We start from the raw sequence: 21,288 nt of genomic DNA, 5'->3' as shown, positions 1-21,288 counted from the left end.
TGAGGAAGCCCCGAATCCTGCTTCGCCGCCGAACCTAGCAAAGGCGCTGCCTGTGGCCAGCCTCAGAACGACCTCCAGCGTCTTCATCGCGCCATCCGATCAGCCGTGGGAATAATGCTGGATTCAGTCGCCCTCGCCCGCCTGCGGCTAGACTCAACCTCCCCTCAAGCCGCCAGGAGAAGCGTCATGCTCAAAGCCGAATACAAGACCCGTGGCCCGGTGCCTCAGGATGTGATCGAGGCAGTGGAACTGGAACTCCCGCCGGTTGCCGCCGGCCAGGCGCTGGTGAAAGTACTGGCAGCCCCCATCAACCCGTCCGACGTGCTCACCCTCACTGGGGAATACGGCATGCTGCCACCACTGCCCGCCATCGGCGGTAACGAAGGCGTTGGCGAAGTGCTCGAAGTGGCCGCCGACGTGACGGGCCTCAAGCCCGGCCAGACCGTGCTGCTGCCGGTGGGCTGCGGCACCTGGCGCACGCATCTGGTCGCCGACGCCAAACAACTGATCCCGTTGCCCAGTGCCGATCCGCAGCAACTGGCGATGCTCACCGTCAATCCGCCCACCGCCTACCTGATGCTGCGCGACTTCGTCGACCTGCAGCCGGGCGACTGGGTGATCCAGAACGCCGCAAACTCGGGAGTGGGTAGCTACCTGGTCCAGTTGGCTAAGATTCGCGGATTGAAAACCATCAACGTGGTACGCCGCGAATCGGCGGTGGCCGGCGTGCAGGCCGAAGGCGGTGACGTGGTGCTGGTGGACGGCCCCGACCTGCCCAAGCGCGTCCGTGAAGCCACGAGCGGCGCACCGGTGAAACTGGGCATCGACGCGGTAGGCGGCGCCTCCACGGACCACCTCGCGGCCAGCCTGGCCGAAGGCGGCGTGCTGGTGAACTACGGTCGCATGAGTGGCGAGCCCTGCCAGGTGAACCCCGGTTCCTTCGTGTTCCGTGATGTGACCCTGAAGGGCTTCTGGCTGGCTCGCTGGTTCCGCCAGGCGACCCCGCAGCAGCAGATGCAGTTGTTCGGCGAACTGATCCAGCTAATAGCCACCGGCAAGCTCAAGGCGCGAATTGCCGCGACCTACGACATCAGCCGGATCAAGGAAGCCGTTGCCGCAGCAGCCGCGGGCGAACGAGACGGGAAGATCGTGCTGGTGCCCTAAGAAGCCCCCTCGCCCAAGCCCTCTCCCCACTAGTGGGCGAGGGCGCGGTACGTGCCTTACCCGCACCTCGACGCTTTGCTTGTAGGGGCCAATTCATTCGCCAAGCGGGCCGCAGGTCCGCCGGGCTCGCCTCAATGCAACGCCCAGCACCCCAGCAATCCCAGATGCAAGGCCACGATCAGCCAGAACTTCACCTGGTAGGCGACCTTGCGGTTCTTGTGGCGGATCAACCTCTGGGCCAGCAGGCCGCCCGGCCAGCCGCCGAGGAGTTCGTACAGGTGAAGGCGGAATTCGGGAGTGCGTTGCGCTCCGGCCCTGGCGAATCGCTTGTCGCGCCAATAGGCAACGAAGCAGACCAGACTCATGAGCGCGTAGGTGAGCAGTAGCAGCTGCCACAGGCTGAGGCCATCCAGCCATGGAACAACCTGGCGAACGCTGGATTCGGCATGCTGCAGCAATCCCGTTACAGCTCCCGGATCGCCGCTCGCCAAGGGTTGCGAAGCATCTAGAGAAGCGCAGCCACGATCGGTGTACTGCACCACCCCATCAGGCTGAACGCAGCGATAGACCTCAGCCGATGCCGGGATCGCCGCGGGCAGCGAAGCCAAGGCGGCGACCCTACGCATCGTTACTCCGCAGCCGGTTTCTTGCGCTTGAGCGGCGCCAGACCGTCGTTGCTGACCACGCGAGATTCCTCGCGAGGCTTGCTCGGCTTGCGCTTGGGCGCGGCGGTTTTGGCAGGCGCTTTCTTGTCGCCCTTCTTGTCGGTCTTTTTCTTCTTGACGCCAGCGGCCTTGCCGGATGCCTTGACCTTCTTCGGACCGGTGTAGGTGCCTTTCAGCTCCTTGATGACCCGTCGCTCGAAAGTCTGCTTGAGGTAACGCTCGACGCTGGACATCAGGTTCCAGTCGTTGTGACAGATCAGCGAGATCGCCAGGCCCTCGCCACCGGCACGACCGGTACGGCCGACACGGTGTACGTACTCGTCGCCGGAGCGCGGCATGTCGAAGTTGATCACCAGGTCCAGGCCTTCGATGTCCAGGCCACGGGCGGCGACATCCGTCGCCACCAGCACCTTGGTGCCGCCCTGTTTCACGCGGTCGATGGCCAGCTTGCGGTCCTTCTGGTCCTTGTCGCCATGGAGCACGAAGGCCTTGTAACCGCCAGCCACCAAATGGCCGTACAGGCGATCGGCCTGGACGCGGGTGTTGGTGAAAATGATTGCCTTCTGGTAGGTCTCGTTGGCCAGCAGCCAGCGCGCCAGCTGTTCCTTGTGCTCAGGATGGTCGGCCGTGATGATCTGATGACGAGTGCCTTCGCTGAGCTGGTCGATGCTGTTCAGGCGCAGGTGCAGCGGATCGCGCAGCACCTTGTTGGCCACTTCGCGCAGGGCGTTGCCGCCGGTGGTGGCGGAGAACAGCAGGGTCTGGTCGCGGTTGCTGCACAGCTCGGTGATGCGCTGCATGTCTTCGGCGAAGCCCATGTCGAGCATGCGGTCAGCCTCGTCCAGTACCAGCACTTCCACTTCACGCAAGTCGAGGCTGCCGGCATTGAGGTGCTCGATCAGGCGCCCAGGGGTGGAAATCAGGACGTCCGGCAGCTTGCGCAACAGCGCGGCCTGCACCTTGAAGTCTTCGCCGCCGGTAACCAGGGCGGACTTGATGAAGGTGAACTGGGAGAAACGCTCCACTTCCTTCAAGGTCTGCTGGGCCAACTCGCGAGTCGGCAGCAGGATCAGCGAGCGGATGCGTTCGCGCGGCTTGGCCTCGCCGATCAGTCGGTTGAGCAACGGCAGGACGAAGGCGGCGGTCTTGCCGCTACCGGTCTGGGCTGTCACCCGCAGGTCGCGCCCTTCCAGGGCAGGCGGAATGGCCGCCACCTGCACCGGAGTCGGCTCGACGAATTTGAGTTCGGCAACGGCCTTGAGCAGACGTTCGTGCAGGGCGAATTGGGAAAACACAGGACTACCTCGATCGAAAGCGTAAACAGCTGCATAGGTTACCCGGAGTTGCGAGCAAACGCCCGATTTCCGAGCGATACAGCGACGGAATCGCCAAGCGGGTATAGGCTTTTCCCACTCGTTTTCCGGAGCCTCGTCATGCGCGCAGCGCTGATCTACTACGTAGCCGCCAGCCTTGACGGATATATTGCCCGTCCCGATGGCAGCGTCGACTGGCTGGAACCGATCGAGGCCTCGGGAGACGACCACGGCTTCCAGGCGTTCTACGACAGCGTCGACGGCCTGCTGATGGGACGAGCAACCTACGAAACCATCCTGGCCTTCGGCGGTGACTGGCCCTACCCGGGCAAGCCCTGCATCGTGCTGACCCGTAGCGACATGTCTCCCGCAGCGCCAGCGGTGCAGATCAGCCACGACACGCCAGCCCAGGCCATCGAGCAACTGACCACCGCCGGCTGCAAACGAATCTGGCTGGTGGGAGGTGGTTCGCTGGCGGGGACCTGCTACTCTGCCGGGCTGCTCGACGAACTGGTGGTCAGCTTCATACCGCTGCTTCTGGGCGCGGGTATCCCGATGTTCGCCACCGGCCTCGGGCGCCGCCTCCAGCTTCGCGAGCAGCGCAGCTTTCCCACCGGCGTGGTGCAGCTGCACTACCAACTCCTGCCGGAAGCCGAGACACCATGACCACCCTGAATATCGCCGCCGCATGCCTGCTGGACCCACAAGACCGCCTGCTGCTGGTGCGCAAGCGTGGCACCCATGCGTTCATGTTGCCGGGCGGCAAGCGCGAGAACGGCGAAAGTCCGCTGCAGGCGCTGCAGCGTGAACTATGGGAAGAGCTGCAATTGCGACTTGACGCATCAGCCCTGAATCCACTGGGCCGTTTCCACGCGCCAGCCGCCAACGAAGCGAACACCTGGGTGGACGCAGAAATCTTCGTCGCCCGTCTGCCCCACGGCGTGGAAGCGGCGGCCGAACTGGAAGAACTGGCCTGGTTCGAACCCGGCGAGCCTCAACCGGAGAACCTCGCCCCACTGCTGCGGGACCACGTGCTACAGGCCTTGTCGGGCCTGCTTGCGTAACAGCTTGGCGCTATCCCAGCCAATCAGCAGCACTGCCAGCCAGATCGGCAGGTAGGTCCAGAGCTGTGCGGGATTGAACGGTTCACCGAGGAAGGCCACTGCCACCGCGAACAGCAGCACCGGTTCCACGTAACTGAGAATCCCGAACAATCCAAGCGGGAGAAGTCGACTGGACGCCATCATCGCCGCAAAAGCCAGGGTGCCCAGTAACCCCAGACCGGGAATGAGCCACCAGAGTTGCGGCGCCTGGCTGAAAGCACCCGGCGGTGAGAAGTTCAGGATCAGCCAGATGGCCAGTGGCGCCAGCACCGCCATTTCCAGGATGAAACCGGACAATGCATCCAGCTTCATCCAGCGACGCAGCATGAAATACGGCGGATAACCCAGGGCGGTGACCAGGGTCAGCCAGGAAAACGCTCGCGTCAGCCAGAACTCGTGCAGCACCCCGATCAACGCAAAGATCACCGCCAGCAACTGCAGCGGCCGAAGGTGCTCGGCATAGAACACTCGCCCTGCCACCACCATCGCCAGGGGCAACAGGAAATAGCCAAGGGAAACCTCCAGCATCCGCCCCTGCAGGGGCGCCCAGAGGAAAAGCCCCCATTGCAGGCCGATCAGCACCGCCGCGAGCGGCAACGACGCCAACAGCAAGGGTTCACGACGCAGACGCCCGAGCACGTTGACAAAGGTGGACCACTGGCGCGTCAGCGCCAGCATCAGGAGCACTACCGGAATCGACCAGAGCACGCGCTGGGCGAAAATCTGCACGCCATCGAGCGGCGCCAGCTCCCGCACGTATCCGGGCATCAGGGCAAACAGGACGGACGCCGTCAGCGACAGCGCAACACCTCGACCGGACAGCCTCATGGCCGCCTCAGCAGGCAGGAAAGGGAGTGGAGCGAAATCATCTGGGGCCTCGCAAAGCAGCCGGCGAACATACGCCTTCCTTGCCGCGAGCGGAAGCTTATCAAGGGCGAAATCTGACCATCCGGGCAGGGCCGCCGCCCGCATTGTTGAAAACGGCATTGCGCCCTACCGGTGGAGGCGAACTCATTCGCCATCGAGGCCGACGACCTCCCCCAGACACCAACAAAAAAGCCCGACCTGTATCAGGCCGGGCAGGCAAGGTGCGCGCACGGAGCGTCAGCGCACCTGGAGGGAGCGAGGAGCGACGCGGTGAATCAGGCCACCTGGGCCAGTTGCGCCTTGGCCGAAGCCAGGCCTTTCTCCTGGAACTCGTTGCCCATGTTCAGCCCTTCGGCATGGATGAAGATCACGTCATGGATCCCGATGAAGCTCATGGCTTGGCGCAGATAGGGCTCCTGATGGTCCAGGGGGCTGCCGGAGTAGATGCCACCGCGAGCAGTCAGGACGAAAGCGCGTTTGCCGGTGAGCAGGCCTTTCGGGCCGGTTTCGGTGTACTTGAAAGTAACGCCAGCGCGCAGCACATGATCCAGCCAGGACTTCAGAGTGCTGGGGATGGCGAAGTTGTACATGGGAGCGGCCATTACCAGTACGTCGGCAGCCAGGAGTTCCTCGGTCAGCAGGTTGGAGCGCTGCAGGGAGGCTTTCTCACTGTCGCTCTGCTGGTCCGCGGGCTTCATCCAGCCACCCAGCAGGTCGGCGTCCAGGTGCGGTACCTGATCGACGGCGAGGTCGCGAACGGTAATTTCATCGGCCGGATAGGCGGCTTGCCAATTGGCGATGAAGTCCTGGGTGAGTTGGCGGGAAACGGAACCTTGCTGACGGGCGCTGCTTTCGATGACGAGTACACGGGACATTTGGGGCTACCTCCATCGGGGGGTTGATTGCGTCGATGGGGCGCAGATTATTTCGACAAGAATCGATTAAAAAGCGTAAATATCCGCTTCTAAGTATCAAGAAATTTGATTTGTAGCAGGAAGGGCACTAGGCTGCTTGCTGTGCCCGAATCCGCGCCCCGACTACTTGGGATTGCAGGTCAGCTTGATCCGCAGCTTGATAATCGCGCGGTTGAAGTTGGCCGTCAGGTAGGCGCTTTTGCCACTCTCGATGACAGCCTTGCGCACTTTGGGAGTCTCGGGTCCGTTGACGAACACCACCTTGCACTCTGCCGTGGTTCCACCGACGTTCTGGATGTTGATGGCGGCCAGGTTGTTGTCGATGTCCGTGGTGTCGTAGACGAGCTCGGCGCCGTTGTACTGCTTCTCCACTTCGATGGGGTAAGCGAAAGCCAGGGTTGGCAACACGGCGAGCAAGGCACAGCACAGTTTTTTCATGGGCGATCTCCAGTGCAGAGAACGCCAGCTTAACAGAGCGCCGCAAGCGGAATCAGCGCCATGAGCGCGCGCAATCTGCCGGCATAAGCAGCTAGAGGAGCAGCTCCGCATGAAAGCCCCGCGCGTGACACTGGACCAGTGGCGAACCCTGCAAGCGGTCGTGGACCACGGCGGCTTCGCCCAGGCAGCCGAAGCGACCCACCGCTCGCAATCCTCGGTCAGCTATACCGTTGCGCGGATGCAGGAGCAGTTGGGTGTGCCCCTGTTGCGCATCGAAGGGCGCAAGGCGGTGCTGACCGAAGCCGGCGAAGTGCTGCTGCGCCGCTCGCGGCAACTGGTCAAGCAAGCCAGCCAGCTCGAAGAACTCGCCCACCATATGGAGCAGGGCTGGGAAGCCGAAGTGCGCCTGGTGGTGGACGCAGCGTATCCCAACGCCCGCCTGGTGCGTGCCCTCACCGCTTTCATGCCGCAAAGCCGGGGCTGCCGCGTGCGCCTGCGCGAGGAAGTACTGTCCGGCGTCGAGGAAGTGCTGCTGGAAGGCTCAGCCGACCTCGCAATCACCACGCTGGATATCCAGGGCTACCTGGGGGCCGGACTCTGCTCGGTGGAGTTCGTCGCCGTCGCTCACCCAGACCACCCTCTGCATCGTTTGCAGCGGGAGATCAGCTTCCAGGACCTGGAAAGCCAGTTGCAGGTGGTAATCCGCGACACCGGCCGCACCCAGCCGCGCAACGTCGGCTGGCTGGGCGCGGAACAGCGCTGGACGGTTGGCAGCCTGTCCACGGCCGCCAACTTCGTCAGCAGCGGACTGGGTTTCGCCTGGCTGCCACGACATCTCATCGAACGGGAAATAAAGGAAGGGCAGCTCAAGCCGCTTCCCATGGAACAGGGCGGTAGCCGCCACCCCGCGTTCTATCTATATGCCAACAAGGACAAGGCCCTGGGGCCGGCGTCGCAGATCCTGGTCGAACTGATCAAGACCTTCGACTCCGCGCCGCTGGACGCCCCCTTCGCCGCGCCACTTTCCAGCGTCTGACAGGAGTCCACGCATGTCCTACTTCGATAACGACGGTTGCCAACTGCACTACGAGGACTACGGCCGCGGCATGCCGGTCTTGCTGATTCACGGTCTCGGCTCCAGCACCCGCGATTGGGAATACCAGGTCCCTGCCCTGGCCGCCCACTATCGGGTAATCGTCATCGATGTGCGCGGCCACGGCCGCTCCGACAAGCCCAATGAGCCCTACAGCATCGCCGCCTTCGCCGATGACGTGACGGCGCTGATCGAGCACCTCAAGCTGATCGACGTGCATCTGGTCGGCATCAGCATGGGCGGGATGATCGGTTTCCAGCTCGCCGTCGATCACCCGGAACTGCTGCGCAGCCTGACCATCGTCAACAGCGGTCCCGAGGTGAAACCCCACTCGCCGAAGGAGTACCTGGAAATCGCCAAGCGCTGGACCCTTTCGCGCCTGCTCAGCCTCGATAGCATCGCCAAGGCTCTCGGCGGCCTGTTGTTCCCGTTGCCCGAGCAGGCTGACCTGCGCCGCAAGATCGAAGAACGCTGGCCGCAGAACGACAAACGCGCCTACCTTTCCGCGCTGAACGCCATCATTGGCTGGGGCGTACGCGATCGCCTGCAGCGCATCAAGTGCCCAACACTGGTGATCACCGCCGACCGTGACTACACCCCGGTCGCCAAGAAAGAGACGTATGTGAAGGAACTACCGAACGCGCGCCTGGTGGTCATCAAGAATTCCCGCCATGCCACCCCACTCGATCAACCCGAACGTTTCAACACCACCCTGCTCGACTTCATTGCTGAAGTGGAGCGCAAAAAGGACCAAATCCCATGCTGAAGAAACTCGTCCTGGGCGCCTGCGCCCTGTTCGTCTCCCTGAGCCTGATGGCCGCCGACAAGCCCCATGTGCTTCTGACCACCAGTGCTGGGGAAATCGAGGTGGAACTGGAAGCCGACAAGGCCCCTGTCAGCGTGAAGAATTTCCTCGACTACGTGGATGCCGGGTTCTACAACGGCACCGTGTTCCATCGCGTGATCCCTGGTTTCATGATCCAGGGTGGCGGCTTCGATACCGAAATGAGCCAGAAGGACACCCGTGACCCGATCAAGAACGAAGCCGACAACGGCCTGCGCAACCTGCGTGGCACCCTCGCCATGGCTCGTACCCAGGCGGTGAATTCGGCCACCAGCCAGTTCTTCATCAACCACAACGACAACGCCTTCCTCGACCACGGCAGCCGCGACTTTGGCTATGCGGTGTTCGGCAAGGTAGTGCGTGGTATGGATGTAGTGGACCAGATCGCCAATGTGCCCACCGGCAATCGCGGCATGTTCCAGAACGTACCGCTGCAGCCGGTAGTGATTCTCTCCGCCAAGCGGCTCTGACGCTCTCGACCCGGGAAGGAAGCCCGGGTCGACCGCTTATCCTTCGGATGGATTCGCCATGCTATTCCAACGCTTCGAGCGTCTGATCGACGTCTTTCGTCAGGCGCCAGACGAAATGCCGCCGCGCAGCGTCCTGCGCTTCTACGTCTATTACCTGCGCCAGGTATGGCCGATCTTCAGCGCCCTGCTGCTGGTGGGGCTGATCGTTGCCCTGATCGAAGTGGCACTGTTCAGCTTCCTCGGCCGCCTCGTCGACCTGGTCCAGGCCACGCCGGTGGGAGAACTCTTCCAGCGGCATGGTGCAGAACTGGCCTGGATGGCCGTGGTGACACTGATCCTGCGACCGCTGTTCAACAGCCTGCACGATCTGCTGGTGCACCAGAGCATCACGCCCGGGCTGACCAACCTGATCCGCTGGCAGAACCACCGCTACGTGCTGAAACAGAGCCTGGGCTTCTTCCAGAACGACTTCGCCGGGCGCATCGCCCAGCGCATCATGCAGACCGGCAACTCCCTGCGCGACTCGGCGGTGCAAGCGGTGGACGCCCTCTGGCACGTGCTGATCTATGCGATCAGTTCCCTGGTGTTGTTCGCCGAGGCCGACTGGCGCCTGATGATTCCCCTGGTGCTGTGGATAGCCAGCTACCTCTATGCGCTCTACTACTTCGTGCCGCGAGTGAAGCAGCGCTCCGTGGAATCCTCCGATTCCCGCTCGCGGCTGATGGGGCGCATTGTCGACGGCTACACCAACATCGCCACCCTCAAGCTCTTCGCCCATACCCGCGAGGAAGAGGACTACGCCCGAGAAGCCATCGGCGACCAAACCCGGAAGAGCCAGGCGATGGCGCGAGTGATCACCGCCATGGACGCCACCGTGACCATCATGGGCGGCCTGCTGATCGTCAGCACCTGCGGCCTGGCCCTGTGGCTTTGTAACCAGGGTCTGATCAGCGTCGGCGCCATTGCCCTGGCCACCGGGCTGGTGATCCGCATCATCAGCATGTCCGGCTGGATCATGTGGGTGGTCACCGGCATCTTCGACAACATCGGCCAGGTACAGGACGGCATGCAGACCATCGCCGTGCCGCGCCAGGTGACCGACCACCCGAACGCCGCACCGCTGCGGGTAGAGCGAGGCGAAGTGCGTTTCGAGCACATCGCCTTCCACTACGGCAAGGGCAGCGGAGTGATCGAGGGCCTGGACCTGGTGGTGCGGCCTGGCGAGAAGATCGGTCTGGTCGGCCCCTCCGGTGCCGGCAAGTCGACCCTGGTCAACCTGCTGCTGCGACTTTACGACCTGGAAAGCGGACGCATCCTCATCGACGGCCAAGACATCGCCCAGGTAACCCAGGAAAGCCTGCGCGCTCAGATCGGCATGGTCACCCAGGACACCTCGCTGCTGCACCGTTCGATCCGCGACAACCTGCTCTATGGCCGCCCCGGCGCCAGCGATGCCGAACTGCTGGATGCGGTGCAAAAGGCCCGCGCCGGCGAATTCGTCCCACAGCTTTCGGACGCCAACGGTCGGCGCGGCTTCGACGCCCATGTCGGCGAACGCGGCGTAAAGCTCTCCGGCGGCCAGCGCCAGCGCATCGCCATTGCCCGCGTGCTGCTCAAGGACGCCCCCATCCTGATCCTCGACGAGGCCACCTCTGCACTGGACTCTGAAGTGGAAGCCGCCATTCAGGAAAGTCTGGAAACGCTCATGCACGGCAAGACGGTCATCGCCATCGCCCACCGTCTGTCCACCATCGCGCGCATGGATCGCCTGGTGGTGCTGGACAAGGGGCGAATAGTGGAAAGCGGCAGTCACTCGCAGTTGCTGGAGTGCGGTGGTCTCTACGCGCGGCTCTGGCAGCACCAGACCGGAGGGTTCGTCGGCGTGGAATGAGTACCAGCCGCGTCGCTCCATCGACGCGGCTGATCTCTAATACAAGGCGCTTCGATTTCAACCTGGCGCATCTGGCTGGTCATATGGACCCCGTATCCGGTTTCACCTCAAACCCACCACGGAACCCGAGAGGATCAGCCCATGAAGATCGCATCCGCCGTCAGCGCCGTGCTCGCCAGCCTCGCTCCAAGTGTGTTCGCCCAGGACCACCATCGTGACGTAGGCGCCGGCATTCCCGCAGTCGACTATCACTACGGCATGGAACTGGACGTGCAGCGCGTCCTTTATCGCACCGACGCAACCCAGCGTGCAGGCGTGGTTCCGGTAACCATGGTCTACGAGGACAGCCAGGGCGACCTGCACAAGGTTCGTTTCCTCGAATGGGGCAGCCATACCAGCAACAGCTGAGAAAAATGAGCCGGGCGCCCCTTCTCCGGGTACCCGGCTTCTCGTACATGGCACCGCGGTACGAGGTAGACCACGATCAATTTTTTCAGGAACTGCGACAAACGGTCGCAACCCCTCAAGCTTGGGCAATTGCGAATGATCAAAAAACGCTCAGACGAGGCACTCGGATCGTGGGCGCTGAACTAACCGTTTTCAGTCGGTCAGATTAAGTCCCTTGTAAGCGAAACCCAACAGAGGAAAACAAGCCTTATGAAAATGGCCTCGGTTGTAAGCGCCCTGCTCACTAGCCTCGCGCCCAGCGTATTCGCCCAGGATGGCCCCCAGAATCAAGGCTCCGGCATCGCGCCGGTGGATTACCACTACGGGATGGAAGTCGATATCCAGAAAGTGCTGCACCGCACCGACACCTCCCAGAAGACCGGTGTAGTGCCCGTCACGCTCGTCTACGAAGACAGCGAGGGCGAAGTCCACAAGCTCCGCTTCCTCGAGTGGGGTGGCAGCACCGCCACTCCCGACCTCCCCCAGATCGGCTGATCAATCCTGCCGATATGGCAGCAAGCCTCGCGCCTCCTCGGCGTAGGCCAGCACGCCAACCCGCTCCTGCACTAGGAAATCACCCACAGCAGCCCGCAAGCCGGGGTGGGCGAGCCAGTGCCAGGAGCGGGTGATCACTGGCTCGAATCCCCGAATCAATTTGTGCTCGCCCTGAGCACCCGCATCGAAGCGCTGCAGACCCGTGGCTATCGCCTGATCGATTCCCTGGTAGAAACAGGTTTCGAAATGCAGCCTGTCGAACTCCGCCAGACAACCCCAATATCGCCCGTAGAGGGTGTCTCCGCCCTGTAGCGAAAATGCCATGGCCACTGGCCGGCCTGCCTGCAGCGCCAACACCACGTGAATGGCTTGCGGCATCCGCTCCGCCAGCAGGCTGAAGAAGGTTCGCGTCAGGTATGGCGCCTGGCCCCGCACCCGGTAGGTGTTGGCATAGCAGGCGTAAACGAAATCCCAATCCGCTTCATCCAACTCCCGGCCTTGGCGCCACTGGAAGTCGATCCCCTGCCCCGCTACTTGTTCGCGTTCTTTGCGGATCTGCTTGCGCTTGCGTGAACTCAACGCGTCGAGGAAATCCTGGAAATCCCGGTACCCGTGGTTGCGCCAGTGAAACTGGCAACCCAAGCGCTCCAACCAGCCTTCGCGCCCGCGCAAATGGTGGTCGGCAAAAGAGTCGGTGAAGTTGATATGCAGTCCGGACAAATTGTCAGTGGCTACATCGACGACTACCGCATCAAGCAGTTCGCTCGCTACGGCGTCATTCACCGCCAGCACGCGCGCGCCTCCCACCGGGGTAAAGGGCACTGCCGCTAACAACTTGGGGTAATAGGGGATGCCCGCGCGCTGGCAGGCATCGGCCCAGGCCCAGTCGAATACGTATTCGCCATAGGAATGGCTCTTCAGGTAAGCCGGCAACGCGGCACGCAACTCGCCCTTCGATCCGCGCAGCAAGTGGTGGGCAGGATGCCATCCGCTGCGACCACCCACGCTGCCGCTTTCTTCAAGGGTGGATAAAAAGGCGTGGCGCACGAATGGCTGATCGTCCGGCAGAAGGGCATCCCACTGCTGCGGGTCGAGTTCATTGAGGCGGGAAAGGGGCTGGATCGACATGGCGCCAGTCTGGCGCGGGCTGCGGAGGAAGAAAAGTGGGGACAAAAAAATGGGCGACCGAAGTCGCCCGAGGTGCCTTGCGTGCCTGTAAACCCAGAAAACTCAACGCGGCTTGCGTTTGTGCGAGTCCTTCCAGATGAAGTAACCAACACCGGCGAAGAAAGCGACCATGAGACCGACGGTGCCTATACCGGCGAGAACCACTGTATCGACGAACATGATCTGCCTCCTGCGTTGTGGCGTTGTTGCTTCGATGGGTTCAAGTTACCCGCACGGCAGGGAGGAGAAATTGATCTGGATCAATAGCCCTGGAGCGCCCGCGGCAAGCCTGCCAGGGCACTGATCCAAGTCAATTTTCGGAGCATCTGGCAGGAAGCGGGAGGGGCAAAACGAACAGTGGGAGCGAATTCATTCGCGAATGAATTCGCTCCCACAATGGGCAGGAAAAGGAGCGGTTCTCAGCGTTTCTTCGGTTTCTTCGGCTTCTTGCCCTTGGACAGTGGCATGGCTTGTTCGAAGGCCTTGCGCATGTCGTTCAGACGCTTGTCGTGGACGTCATGGATGCGCTTGTCGCGCTCGGCGCCGAAATCGATCAGGTTGTCGTCGTTGCTCATCAGCGAATCCATCGGAAGGTGAGGTTGAGACGGGGGGCGCAAGCGGTACGGGTCTTCGCCACCTGGTGCTGCCAATGATGCTGTGTCGGCCCACTCATGACCAGTAGTGCGCCATGGCCAAGTTCCAGGGAATGTTCGATGCGATTGCCACCCTTGCGCCGCAGGTCGAAGCGACGGGTGCCGCCCAGGTTGAGCGAGGCGACCAACGGATTGCTGCCAAGCTCGGGCTCGTCATCGCTGTGCCAGCCCATGGAGTCCTGACCGTCACGATAGTAGTTGAGCAGCACGCCATTCAGGGGCTGCCCCACCGCCGCCACGATCCGCGCGCGAATCTCCGCCAGCAACGGCGTCCAGGGCAGCGGCTCGTGGGTCAGGCCGGAATAGCGGTAGCTGGCCTCGGCATCACCGTACCAGGCCACCAATCGGGGAACCGGATAAAAGCGGCCATGCAGATGAACCTGTGGCTGCTCCCAGGCAGTCTCGGCCACCAAACGCGCCAGCCAGTCACTGGCCACGTCCGGAGAAAGGAAGTGTGGCTCGTAGTGCAGCTCGGCGTTTGGCAACTGAAGGGGAATATCGTCGAACAGATCCACCGGTATAGGCTTCAGGAATCAAGACGCCTCATTCTGCGCGCCTCAGACCTCCACATCCACCCATAGCCCCTGACGTGGCAGCTCCTGGAGAACGGCCTGATCTTCCTCGGCGACCTCTCCGGCCGCCAGTTCCTGGGGCGAATAACCTCTCCGCTGACGACGACGCTGCTCTTCGCGCAGCAGTTCCTCGGCCTCCTGGGGATGGCGCTTGTCCAGGCTCACGGCGCTTTCCTGCGCACTCTCCTGCATGGGAGTGACGGGCGCGATGTCAGGACGCGGCTTGACCACGTCCTGTTGGGCCGTGACGGGGACCAGGCCCTGCGGAATGGGTGGCAACATGATCGCGCCCTCCTTTGGTCAGTCTGTCGGCCACTTGGGGGGTTTCTTTACCGGCGCTCGCTAAACTTCTGCGGATATACGGCCCGTATCCGGCGTCGCCCTGCGCCTTCGGTTCCGTTAACATACGCGGCTTTTTTCAATTCAGGGAGACACGCATGGCGCAGCAGTATCAACCGGGGCAACGCTGGATCAGTGACAGCGAAGCAGAGCTTGGGCTCGGAACCATCCTGACATCGGATGGCCGGCTGCTCACCGTGCTCTACCCGGCCACTGGCGAGACCCGCCAGTACGCGCTGCGCAATGCGCCGCTGACCCGCGTGCGCTTCGCTCCGGGCGACGAGATCACCCACTTCGACGGCTGGAAGCTCAATGTCCAGGAAGTCGAAGATATCGATGGGCTGTTGATCTATCACGGCATCACTGCCCAGAACGAACCTCGCATCCTCCCGGAAACCCAGCTGAACAACTTCATCCAGTTCCGCCTGGCCAACGATCGCCTGTTCGCCGGGCAGATCGACCCGCACAAGTGGTTCGCCCTGCGCTACCACACGCTGGAACACCGCTCGCGCCTGCTGCAATCCTCCCTCTGGGGTCTGTCCGGCGCCCGCGCCCAGCCGATCGCCCACCAGTTGCACATTGCTCGTGAGGTAGCCGACCGCGTTGCGCCGCGCGTACTGCTGGCCGACGAAGTAGGCCTGGGCAAGACCATCGAAGCCGGCCTCGTCATCCACCGCCAGCTCATCTCCGGCCGCGCCAGCCGGGTACTGATCCTGGTACCGGAGAACCTCCAGCACCAATGGCTGGTAGAAATGCGCCGTCGCTTCAACCTGCAGGTCGCCCTGTTCGATGCCGAACGCTTCGCCGAGAGCGATGCCAGCAACCCCTTCGAAGACAGCCAGTTGGCTCTCGTGTCCCTGGAGTGGCTCAAGAGCAGCGACCGCGCCCAGGATGCAGCCTTTGCCGCCGGCTGGGACCTGCTGGTCGTCGACGAAGCGCACCACCTGGTGTGGCATCCGGAGCAGGCCAGCCCTGAGTACCGTCTTGTGGAGCAATTGGCCGAGGTCATCCCCGGTGTCCTGCTGCTCACCGCCACCCCGGAACAGCTGGGTCTGGAAAGCCACTTCGCGCGCCTGAGACTGCTGGACCCGAGCCGTTTCCACGACCTGGAGGCCTTCCGTGCGGAAAGCGCCAACTATCGCCAGGTGGCCGAAGCCGTCCAGGAACTGCTGGACCAGGGCCGCCTGAGCGCCAAGGCCGAAGCAACCATCAAGGGCTTCCTCGGCGAAGAAGGCGAAGGTCTGCTGCACGCCCTTGCCGGTGGCGACGAAGAAGCCGCACCACGCCTGGTGCGCGAGTTGCTCGACCGTCATGGCACTGGCCGCGTGCTGTTCCGCAACACCCGCGCCGCCGTGCAGGGCTTCCCCGAGCGCCAGCTGCACCCCTACCCGCTGCCCAACCCGGTCGAGTACATGGAGCTGCCTATCGGCGAGCACCCTGATCTCTACCCGGAAGTCAGCTTCCAGTCCCAGCAGGACAACAGCGACGAAACCGAACGCTGGTGGCGCTTCGATCCGCGCGTCGAATGGCTCATCGACACCCTGAAGATGCTGAAGAAGTTCAAGGTGCTGGTGATCTGTGCCCACGCGGAAACCGCCCTGGACCTGGAAGACGCGCTGCGCGTGCGCTCCGGCATCCCGGCTACCGTATTCCACGAAGGCATGAGTATCCTCGAGCGCGATCGCGCCGCCGCCTACTTCGCGGACGAGGAATTCGGTGCCCAGGTGCTGATCTGCTCTGAAATCGGCTCCGAGGGCCGCAACTTCCAGTTCGCCCATCATCTGGTGCTGTTCGACCTGCCGGCCCATCCGGACCTGCTGGAACAACGCATCGGCCGCCTCGACCGGATCGGCCAGAAACACACCATCCAACTCCATGTGCCCTATCTGGAAACCAGTCCGCAGGAGCGCCTGTTCCAGTGGTACCACCAGGCATTGAACGCCTTCCTCGCCACCTGCCCTACCGGCAGCGCCATCCAGCACAAGTTCGGACCGCGTCTGCTGCCGATGCTCGAAGGGGGTGATGACAGCGCCTGGGATGCCCTGGTGAGCGAAGCCGAAGCCGAGCGCAAACGCCTGGAAGGTGAAATGCACAACGGCCGCGACCGCTTGCTGGAACTCAACTCCGGTGGTGCCGGCGAAGGCGAGCGTCTGGTCGAGGACATTCTCGACCAGGACGACCAGTTCGCCCTGCCTCTTTATATGGAGTCTCTGTTCGAAGCCTTCGGTGTCGACAGTGAAGACCACTCCGAGAATGCTCTGGTGCTCAAGCCTGGCGAGAAGATGCTGGACGCCGGCTTCCCCCTCGGCGACGACGAAGGCGTGACCGTCACCTACGACCGCGACCAGGCCCTGTCCCGCGAGGACATGCAATTCCTCACCTGGGAACATCCCATGGTGCAGGGCGGCATGGACCTGGTGCTCTCCGGCTCCATGGGCAACACCGCGGTGGCGCTGATCAAGAACAAGGCGCTCAAGCCCGGCACCGTGCTGCTGGAACTGCTCTATGTCAGCGAAGCCGTCGCCCCGCGTGCCCTGCAACTGAGCCGCTTCCTGCCACCCAAGGCCCTGCGCTGCCTGCTGGATGGCAACGGTAACGACCTGGCGTCCAAGGTGGCCTTCGACACCCTCAACGACCAATTGGAAAGCGTGCCGCGCGGCAGCGCCAACAAATTCGTCCAGGCCCAGCGCGACGTGCTCGCGGCGCAAATCAACGCCGCCGAAGCCAAGATCGCCCCGCGCCATGCCGAGCGCGTTGCCGAAGCCAAGCGCCGTCTGAAGGCCGAACTGGACGAAGAACTGGCCCGCCTCACCGCACTTCGGGCGGTCAACCCGAGTGTGCGCGACAGCGAGCTGGAAGCCGTCCGCCACCAGCGTGACGAAGGCCAGCAACTGCTGGACAAGGCCGCGCTGCGATTGGAGTCGATCCGGGTGCTGGTAGCGGGGTAATTGGCCGGTCCACTCCCCCACAGGAGAGAACCACACTAACAAGAAGGCCCGCAGAAATGCGGGCCTTCTTGCTTACGGAGTACTGTCAGGCCGCGGCTGCCACCATCCCCTGGCGCATGTTCGCCGCATCGCGCACGAAGCAGCGTGCCGCCTGGCACAGCGCCAGCATGGTCAGGGTGAGTGCCACCGGCACCAGGAACATTGCGTTATGCAGCCCCACGGCCTTGAACGTCTCGTTCATTTCGCTGGCACCGGCCGCCAGCATCGCCGCCTGGGAGTAATGGTCCGACAGCAGCCCCACCACTACCGGGCCGAGACCGCCGCCGAGCAGGTAGAGACCGGCAAAGAACAGCGCCATCGCGGTAGCCCGCAGGCGCGGCTCCACCACATCCTGGATGGCGGTGTAGACGCAGGTATAGAAGTTGTAGGCGAACAGCCAGCCCAGGCTGAACACTCCTACGAACAGGCCGATCTCGATGCGTCCGGCGAACAGGGCATAGCCAGTGCAGACAGCCGCCACCGCCATGCTGAATGCCGCCAGCAGAAGACGGCCACGTTCGGACTTCTGATGCACTTTATCCGCCACCCAGCCCCCCAGGGTCAGGCCAACCAATCCGGTCAGGCCGGTAATGATGCCGGTGGCGACTGCCGCCTGCTCGAGGGGCATCAGGAAGTAGCGCTGCAGCATCGGCACCATGAAGGAGTTGGTGGCGTAAGTGGCGAAGTTGTAGGTCAGGCCCGCAACGGTCAGCCACCAGAATGTGCGGATCGCCAGCACCCGGCGTAGCGGCTTGTCCATTGGGGTTGCAGTGGACACCTGCACAGCCTCGGCGGCGCCACGGGCAGGTTCCTTGATGAAGAACATGAAGATCGCCAGGATGATCCCTGGCACAGCGGCGATGAAGAACGGCGCACGCCAACTGTCGAAGGCCTTCACCATCGCACCGATGGTAAAGAACGCCAGCACCAGCCCCAGCGGCAAGCCCAGCATGAAGATGCCCATGGCACGGGCACGCTTGTGGGCGGGGAAAAGATCACCGATCAACGAGTTGGCAGCCGGCGCGTAGCTGGCCTCGCCAATGCCCACCCCCATGCGTACCAGCAGGAAGCTCCAGAAGTTCCAGGCCAGGCCGTTCACGGCCGTCAGGCCGCTCCACACCGCCAGGCCCCAGCCCATGATCTTCCTCCGCGCGCCAGTGTCGGCCATGCGTCCAAGCGGCACGCCAGCTATCGCATAAACCAGGGTGAAGGCAGTGCCGATCAAGCCCAGCTGGAAATCGCTCAGGCTCCACTCGTGGCGCACCGGCTCGATGATGATGGCCGGGATGGTCCGGTCGAAGAAATTGAAGAGGTTGGCCAGAAAAAGCAGGAAGAGCACGCGCCAGGCATTGGCCGCTTGAAGAGATTGCTGCATGAGTCGGTCTCGTTGTTGTTGTAAGGCGCCCGGATAACCGCAAGCCGGGGTCCAGGCTGCAATCTAGAGCGTGCGGCCGGCCACTGTCTGCGAAAATTCGTGGGATTTATGTAACCCGATGCTGCCGGAACGAACAGCCCTGCTGGCCGGTCATCCCTCGCGAACTACCGTTCAGCGCCAAGGTACGATCGTCTCAGGAAGCGGCCAACCGCTGGCTATACTGAAGGCACGGTGCCAGCAAGCACTCCCTCCCCCGAATATTCAATAGTCTGCATGGGAACGCCCTCTATGGACTGGCTGGGTCTGCGCTTCGGTACCGATCTTCCTGCGGACGGCCAGATCCTCCTGGCTTGCACCCATAACAGCTGGTTGGTGTTGCTGGCCTTCCTCGTCGCCTCAGGCGCCGGTTACTGCGCCTTCGACATGGCTGAACGAGTGGCCCATGCGCAGCAACCGGAAACCCGGCGGCGCTGGTGCTGGCTTGGGGCCTGGTGCCTTGGGGGCGGCATCTGGGCGATGCACTTCATCGCCATGCTGGCCTTCGAAGCGCCTATCACCATCGACTACGACATCCCCACCACCACGCTCTCGCTGGTCATGGTGGTTTCCGCCTCACTGGTGGGCATGTACACCCTCGGCCGGACCAACGTCGAACCCCGCCACTACCTCGCGGCGGCACTGGCAATCGGCCTTGGCATCACCCTAATGCACTACAGCGGCATGGCCGCGATCCGCTCGGTGGCGACCCAGTACTATCACCCCGTCATGGTCGTCGTATCTGTGGGTGTAGCCGTGGCCGCCAGCCTGGCTGCCATGCTGCTTTCCGCATTCTTCCGTGAGCGCAGCGAAGGCCACCAACTGCTGAAGATTCCCGCCAGCCTGGCCATGGGCGGCGCCATCTGCAGCATGCACTTCACCGGCATGCTGGCCCTGCAACTGGCGGTTCCCGCGGGCACCGAACTTCACCTCAAACAAGCCGACAATGCCTTACAGCTCGGCCTCAGCCTCGCGGTGATCGCTGGCATGGTGCTGGTGTTCGCCCTGTGCGTGGCCTGGGCCGACAAGAAGCTGCAACGCAAGGAACGTGACCTGCAACACGTCAACAACCTGCTGCGGGAACTGGAGCAGGTTAAGGTCAAACTGCAGAACGTCGCCCATTACGACGCCCTCACCAACCTGCCCAACCGTCGTGCATTCAACGATTTCTTCGTCGAGAAGCTTCAACAGCACGCCCAGTACAAGCAACCGCTGGCCGTAATGTTCCTGGACGTGGACCATTTCAAACGCGTCAACGACAGCCTCGGCCACGACGCCGGAGACGAGTTGCTCAAGGTCGTGGCAGAGCGGGTACGCAGCGTACTGCGCCGGGAGGATGTCATCGCGCGCCTGGGAGGAGATGAGTTCTGCGTGCTGGCCAGCCTCGGTAGCCTGATGGAAGCCAAGGCGCTGTCCCAACGCATCATGCACCGCATGAAGGAGCCCATCACCCTGGCCGGGCGCAATGTCACCATGACTACCAGCATCGGCATCAGCCTCTTTCCGGATGATGGCGAGACCTGCGAGGAACTGCTCAAGCACGCCGACCTCGCGCTCTACCAGGCCAAGAGCAGCGGTCGCAACAACCTCCACTTCTTCAGCCACCACCTGAAGCACAAGGCGACATTCGAGCTGCAACTGGAGGAAGAACTGCACCTGGCGCTGGCCAGGGATCAGGGCCTGTTCCTCAACTACCAGCCCATCCTGGACCTGAACAGCGGCCAGGTAACCAAGCTGGAAGCCCTGGTGCGCTGGCAGCATCCACAACTTGGCCTGCTCTCTCCCGACCGCTTCATCGGTGTGGCCGAAGCCAATGGCTTCATCGCCGAACTGGACGGCTGGGTGCTGCGCCGCGCCTGTCGCGACCTGGCCAGCCTGGCCGCCAAGGGATTCCACGACTTGCGAGTGGCGGTGAACTGCTCGGCGCTCAACCTCAGCCGCAATGAACTGGCAGACGAAGTGCAGCGTGTCCTGGAGGAAAGCGGGCTACGGCCGCAAAGGCTGGAGCTGGAGGTCACCGAAAACGCCCTGATGTGCAACGTCAACCAGGCGCTGTACCTGCTGGAGCGCATTCGCAGCCTCGGCGTGAGCATTTCCATCGATGACTTCGGCACCGGCTATTCATCCCTGGCTTACCTGAAGCGACTGCCCCTGGATACGCTCAAGATCGACCGTTCCTTCGTCATGGACATCCCCGGCAGCCATGCCGACATGGAGATCGTCCAGGCCATCATCGGCATGGCCCACACCCTGCATCTGCACGTGGTGGCCGAAGGGGTGGAGACTCGCGAACAGCTGGAGTTTCTCCATGGCCAAGGCTGCGACTACATCCAGGGCTACCTGCTCAGTCGCCCACAGTCGCTGGAGGCCATCGAAGCCTTCCTGCGTAGCTCCTACGGACTGAGCGGCAGCAATGTGCTGCCACTGCGCCCCAAGGACTCCAGCCCGGCCTGAA

Annotated in this window: 21 protein-coding genes and 2 pseudogenes; 11 read left to right on the top strand and 12 right to left on the bottom strand. The window is 62.8% G+C overall.

Going from position 1 to position 21,288, the window contains the following annotated elements; translation table 11 throughout:
- Nucleotides 1-186 precede the first annotated feature (186 nt).
- The gene (locus SA496_RS05880) at nucleotides 187-1,164 is read left to right on the top strand and encodes a zinc-dependent alcohol dehydrogenase family protein (RefSeq protein WP_120652153.1); all 978 of its coding nucleotides are present in this window, start codon (nucleotides 187-189) and stop codon (nucleotides 1,162-1,164) included.
- A 164-nt stretch (nucleotides 1,165-1,328) separates the two neighbouring features.
- Here the strand turns inward: SA496_RS05880 and SA496_RS05875 are convergent.
- From SA496_RS05875 to SA496_RS05865, 3 genes and pseudogenes are all read right to left on the bottom strand, one after another.
- Nucleotides 1,329-1,580 (bottom strand): annotated as a pseudogene (locus SA496_RS05875) (DUF1294 domain-containing protein); the annotation flags it as partial.
- Nucleotides 1,581-1,685: 105 nt separating this feature from the next.
- Nucleotides 1,686-1,790: pseudogene (locus SA496_RS05870) on the bottom strand (DUF4124 domain-containing protein); the annotation flags it as partial.
- A 2-nt stretch (nucleotides 1,791-1,792) separates the two neighbouring features.
- On the bottom strand, nucleotides 1,793-3,124 hold the full coding sequence (locus SA496_RS05865; RefSeq protein ID WP_330115160.1) for a DEAD/DEAH box helicase: 1,332 nt from the start codon (nucleotides 3,122-3,124) through the stop codon (nucleotides 1,793-1,795).
- Between the two features lie 138 nt (nucleotides 3,125-3,262).
- Here SA496_RS05865 and SA496_RS05860 point away from each other — a divergent pair, with 138 nt between their 5' ends.
- Complete coding sequence (locus tag SA496_RS05860; protein WP_153917805.1) at nucleotides 3,263-3,808, top strand: dihydrofolate reductase family protein; 546 nt, start codon at nucleotides 3,263-3,265, stop codon at nucleotides 3,806-3,808.
- On the top strand, nucleotides 3,805-4,206 hold the full coding sequence (locus tag SA496_RS05855) for an NUDIX hydrolase (RefSeq protein WP_330115159.1): 402 nt from the start codon (nucleotides 3,805-3,807) through the stop codon (nucleotides 4,204-4,206). The genes SA496_RS05860 and SA496_RS05855 overlap by 4 nt, the downstream gene beginning before the upstream one ends.
- Here the strand turns inward: SA496_RS05855 and rarD are convergent.
- From rarD to SA496_RS05840, 3 genes are all read right to left on the bottom strand, one after another.
- Nucleotides 4,177-5,073, bottom strand: a complete 897-nt coding sequence (rarD, locus tag SA496_RS05850) for an EamA family transporter RarD (RefSeq protein WP_120652163.1) — start codon at nucleotides 5,071-5,073, stop codon at nucleotides 4,177-4,179. The two genes, SA496_RS05855 and rarD, sit on opposite strands and share 30 nt — an antisense overlap.
- A 314-nt stretch (nucleotides 5,074-5,387) precedes the next feature.
- Nucleotides 5,388-5,987, bottom strand: a complete 600-nt coding sequence (locus tag SA496_RS05845) for an FMN-dependent NADH-azoreductase (protein ID WP_330115158.1) — start codon at nucleotides 5,985-5,987, stop codon at nucleotides 5,388-5,390.
- A 162-nt stretch (nucleotides 5,988-6,149) separates the two neighbouring features.
- Complete coding sequence (locus SA496_RS05840; protein WP_330115157.1) at nucleotides 6,150-6,464, bottom strand: 3-phosphoglycerate kinase; 315 nt, start codon at nucleotides 6,462-6,464, stop codon at nucleotides 6,150-6,152.
- Between the two features lie 109 nt (nucleotides 6,465-6,573).
- Here SA496_RS05840 and SA496_RS05835 point away from each other — a divergent pair, with 109 nt between their 5' ends.
- The 6 genes from SA496_RS05835 (at nucleotide 6,574) to SA496_RS05810 (ending at nucleotide 11,704) form a co-directional block, all read left to right on the top strand.
- Nucleotides 6,574-7,500 carry a LysR family transcriptional regulator gene (locus tag SA496_RS05835; protein ID WP_120652169.1) on the top strand — a complete coding sequence of 309 codons (927 nt, stop codon included), beginning with the start codon at nucleotides 6,574-6,576 and terminating at the stop codon, nucleotides 7,498-7,500.
- A 13-nt stretch (nucleotides 7,501-7,513) separates the two neighbouring features.
- Entirely contained in the window at nucleotides 7,514-8,323 is an 810-nt protein-coding gene (locus SA496_RS05830) for an alpha/beta fold hydrolase (protein ID WP_330115156.1), read from the top strand.
- Nucleotides 8,317-8,871 carry a peptidylprolyl isomerase gene (locus SA496_RS05825; protein ID WP_330115155.1) on the top strand — a complete coding sequence of 185 codons (555 nt, stop codon included), beginning with the start codon at nucleotides 8,317-8,319 and terminating at the stop codon, nucleotides 8,869-8,871. Before SA496_RS05830 ends, SA496_RS05825 begins: the two co-directional genes overlap by 7 nt.
- 58 nt (nucleotides 8,872-8,929) lie before the next feature.
- The gene (locus tag SA496_RS05820; RefSeq protein WP_120652175.1) at nucleotides 8,930-10,762 is read left to right on the top strand and encodes an ABC transporter ATP-binding protein; all 1,833 of its coding nucleotides are present in this window, start codon (nucleotides 8,930-8,932) and stop codon (nucleotides 10,760-10,762) included.
- Nucleotides 10,763-10,903: 141 nt separating this feature from the next.
- A complete protein-coding gene (locus tag SA496_RS05815) occupies nucleotides 10,904-11,170 on the top strand; it encodes a DUF2790 domain-containing protein (RefSeq protein ID WP_120652177.1) in 267 nt (88 codons plus the stop codon).
- Between the two features lie 249 nt (nucleotides 11,171-11,419).
- The gene (locus SA496_RS05810) at nucleotides 11,420-11,704 is read left to right on the top strand and encodes a DUF2790 domain-containing protein (RefSeq protein ID WP_120652179.1); all 285 of its coding nucleotides are present in this window, start codon (nucleotides 11,420-11,422) and stop codon (nucleotides 11,702-11,704) included.
- On the opposite strand, the gene SA496_RS05805 is transcribed toward SA496_RS05810, so the two are convergent.
- From SA496_RS05805 to SA496_RS05785, 5 genes are all read right to left on the bottom strand, one after another.
- The gene (locus tag SA496_RS05805) at nucleotides 11,705-12,832 is read right to left on the bottom strand and encodes a GNAT family N-acetyltransferase (protein ID WP_330115154.1); all 1,128 of its coding nucleotides are present in this window, start codon (nucleotides 12,830-12,832) and stop codon (nucleotides 11,705-11,707) included. It lies immediately after the preceding gene.
- 102 nt (nucleotides 12,833-12,934) lie between these two features.
- Nucleotides 12,935-13,051: a cytochrome c oxidase subunit CcoM gene (gene ccoM, locus SA496_RS05800; RefSeq protein ID WP_280359762.1), complete on the bottom strand. Its 117-nt coding sequence runs from the start codon at nucleotides 13,049-13,051 to the stop codon at nucleotides 12,935-12,937.
- Between the two features lie 239 nt (nucleotides 13,052-13,290).
- Nucleotides 13,291-13,446: a hypothetical protein gene (locus tag SA496_RS05795; RefSeq protein ID WP_162945836.1), complete on the bottom strand. Its 156-nt coding sequence runs from the start codon at nucleotides 13,444-13,446 to the stop codon at nucleotides 13,291-13,293.
- A complete protein-coding gene (locus SA496_RS05790) occupies nucleotides 13,446-14,039 on the bottom strand; it encodes an alpha-ketoglutarate-dependent dioxygenase AlkB family protein (protein WP_280359763.1) in 594 nt (197 codons plus the stop codon). Before SA496_RS05790 ends, SA496_RS05795 begins: the two co-directional genes overlap by 1 nt.
- Nucleotides 14,040-14,081: 42 nt before the next feature.
- Nucleotides 14,082-14,378 (bottom strand): aspartate-semialdehyde dehydrogenase, encoded by a 297-nt coding sequence (locus SA496_RS05785; protein ID WP_153917798.1) that lies wholly within the window; start codon nucleotides 14,376-14,378, stop codon nucleotides 14,082-14,084.
- Between the two features lie 155 nt (nucleotides 14,379-14,533).
- On the opposite strand from SA496_RS05785, the gene rapA reads away from it, so the two are divergent.
- Nucleotides 14,534-17,383 (top strand): RNA polymerase-associated protein RapA, encoded by a 2,850-nt coding sequence (gene rapA / locus SA496_RS05780; RefSeq protein WP_120652187.1) that lies wholly within the window; start codon nucleotides 14,534-14,536, stop codon nucleotides 17,381-17,383.
- A gap of 85 nt (nucleotides 17,384-17,468) precedes the next feature.
- On the opposite strand, the gene SA496_RS05775 is transcribed toward rapA, so the two are convergent.
- Entirely contained in the window at nucleotides 17,469-18,797 is a 1,329-nt protein-coding gene (locus tag SA496_RS05775) for a spinster family MFS transporter (RefSeq protein ID WP_120652189.1), read from the bottom strand.
- Between the two features lie 288 nt (nucleotides 18,798-19,085).
- Here SA496_RS05775 and SA496_RS05770 point away from each other — a divergent pair, with 288 nt between their 5' ends.
- Nucleotides 19,086-21,287, top strand: a complete 2,202-nt coding sequence (locus SA496_RS05770) for a putative bifunctional diguanylate cyclase/phosphodiesterase (RefSeq protein ID WP_120652191.1) — start codon at nucleotides 19,086-19,088, stop codon at nucleotides 21,285-21,287.
- The last annotated feature ends 1 nt before the right edge of the window (nucleotide 21,288 follow it).

Source organism: Pseudomonas sp. JS3066 (assembly GCF_036328175.1).
Classification (GTDB): domain Bacteria; phylum Pseudomonadota; class Gammaproteobacteria; order Pseudomonadales; family Pseudomonadaceae; genus Metapseudomonas.
The sequence above is the reverse complement of the archived record's forward strand: the minus strand, read 5'-3'. Positions and strand labels throughout refer to the sequence as shown.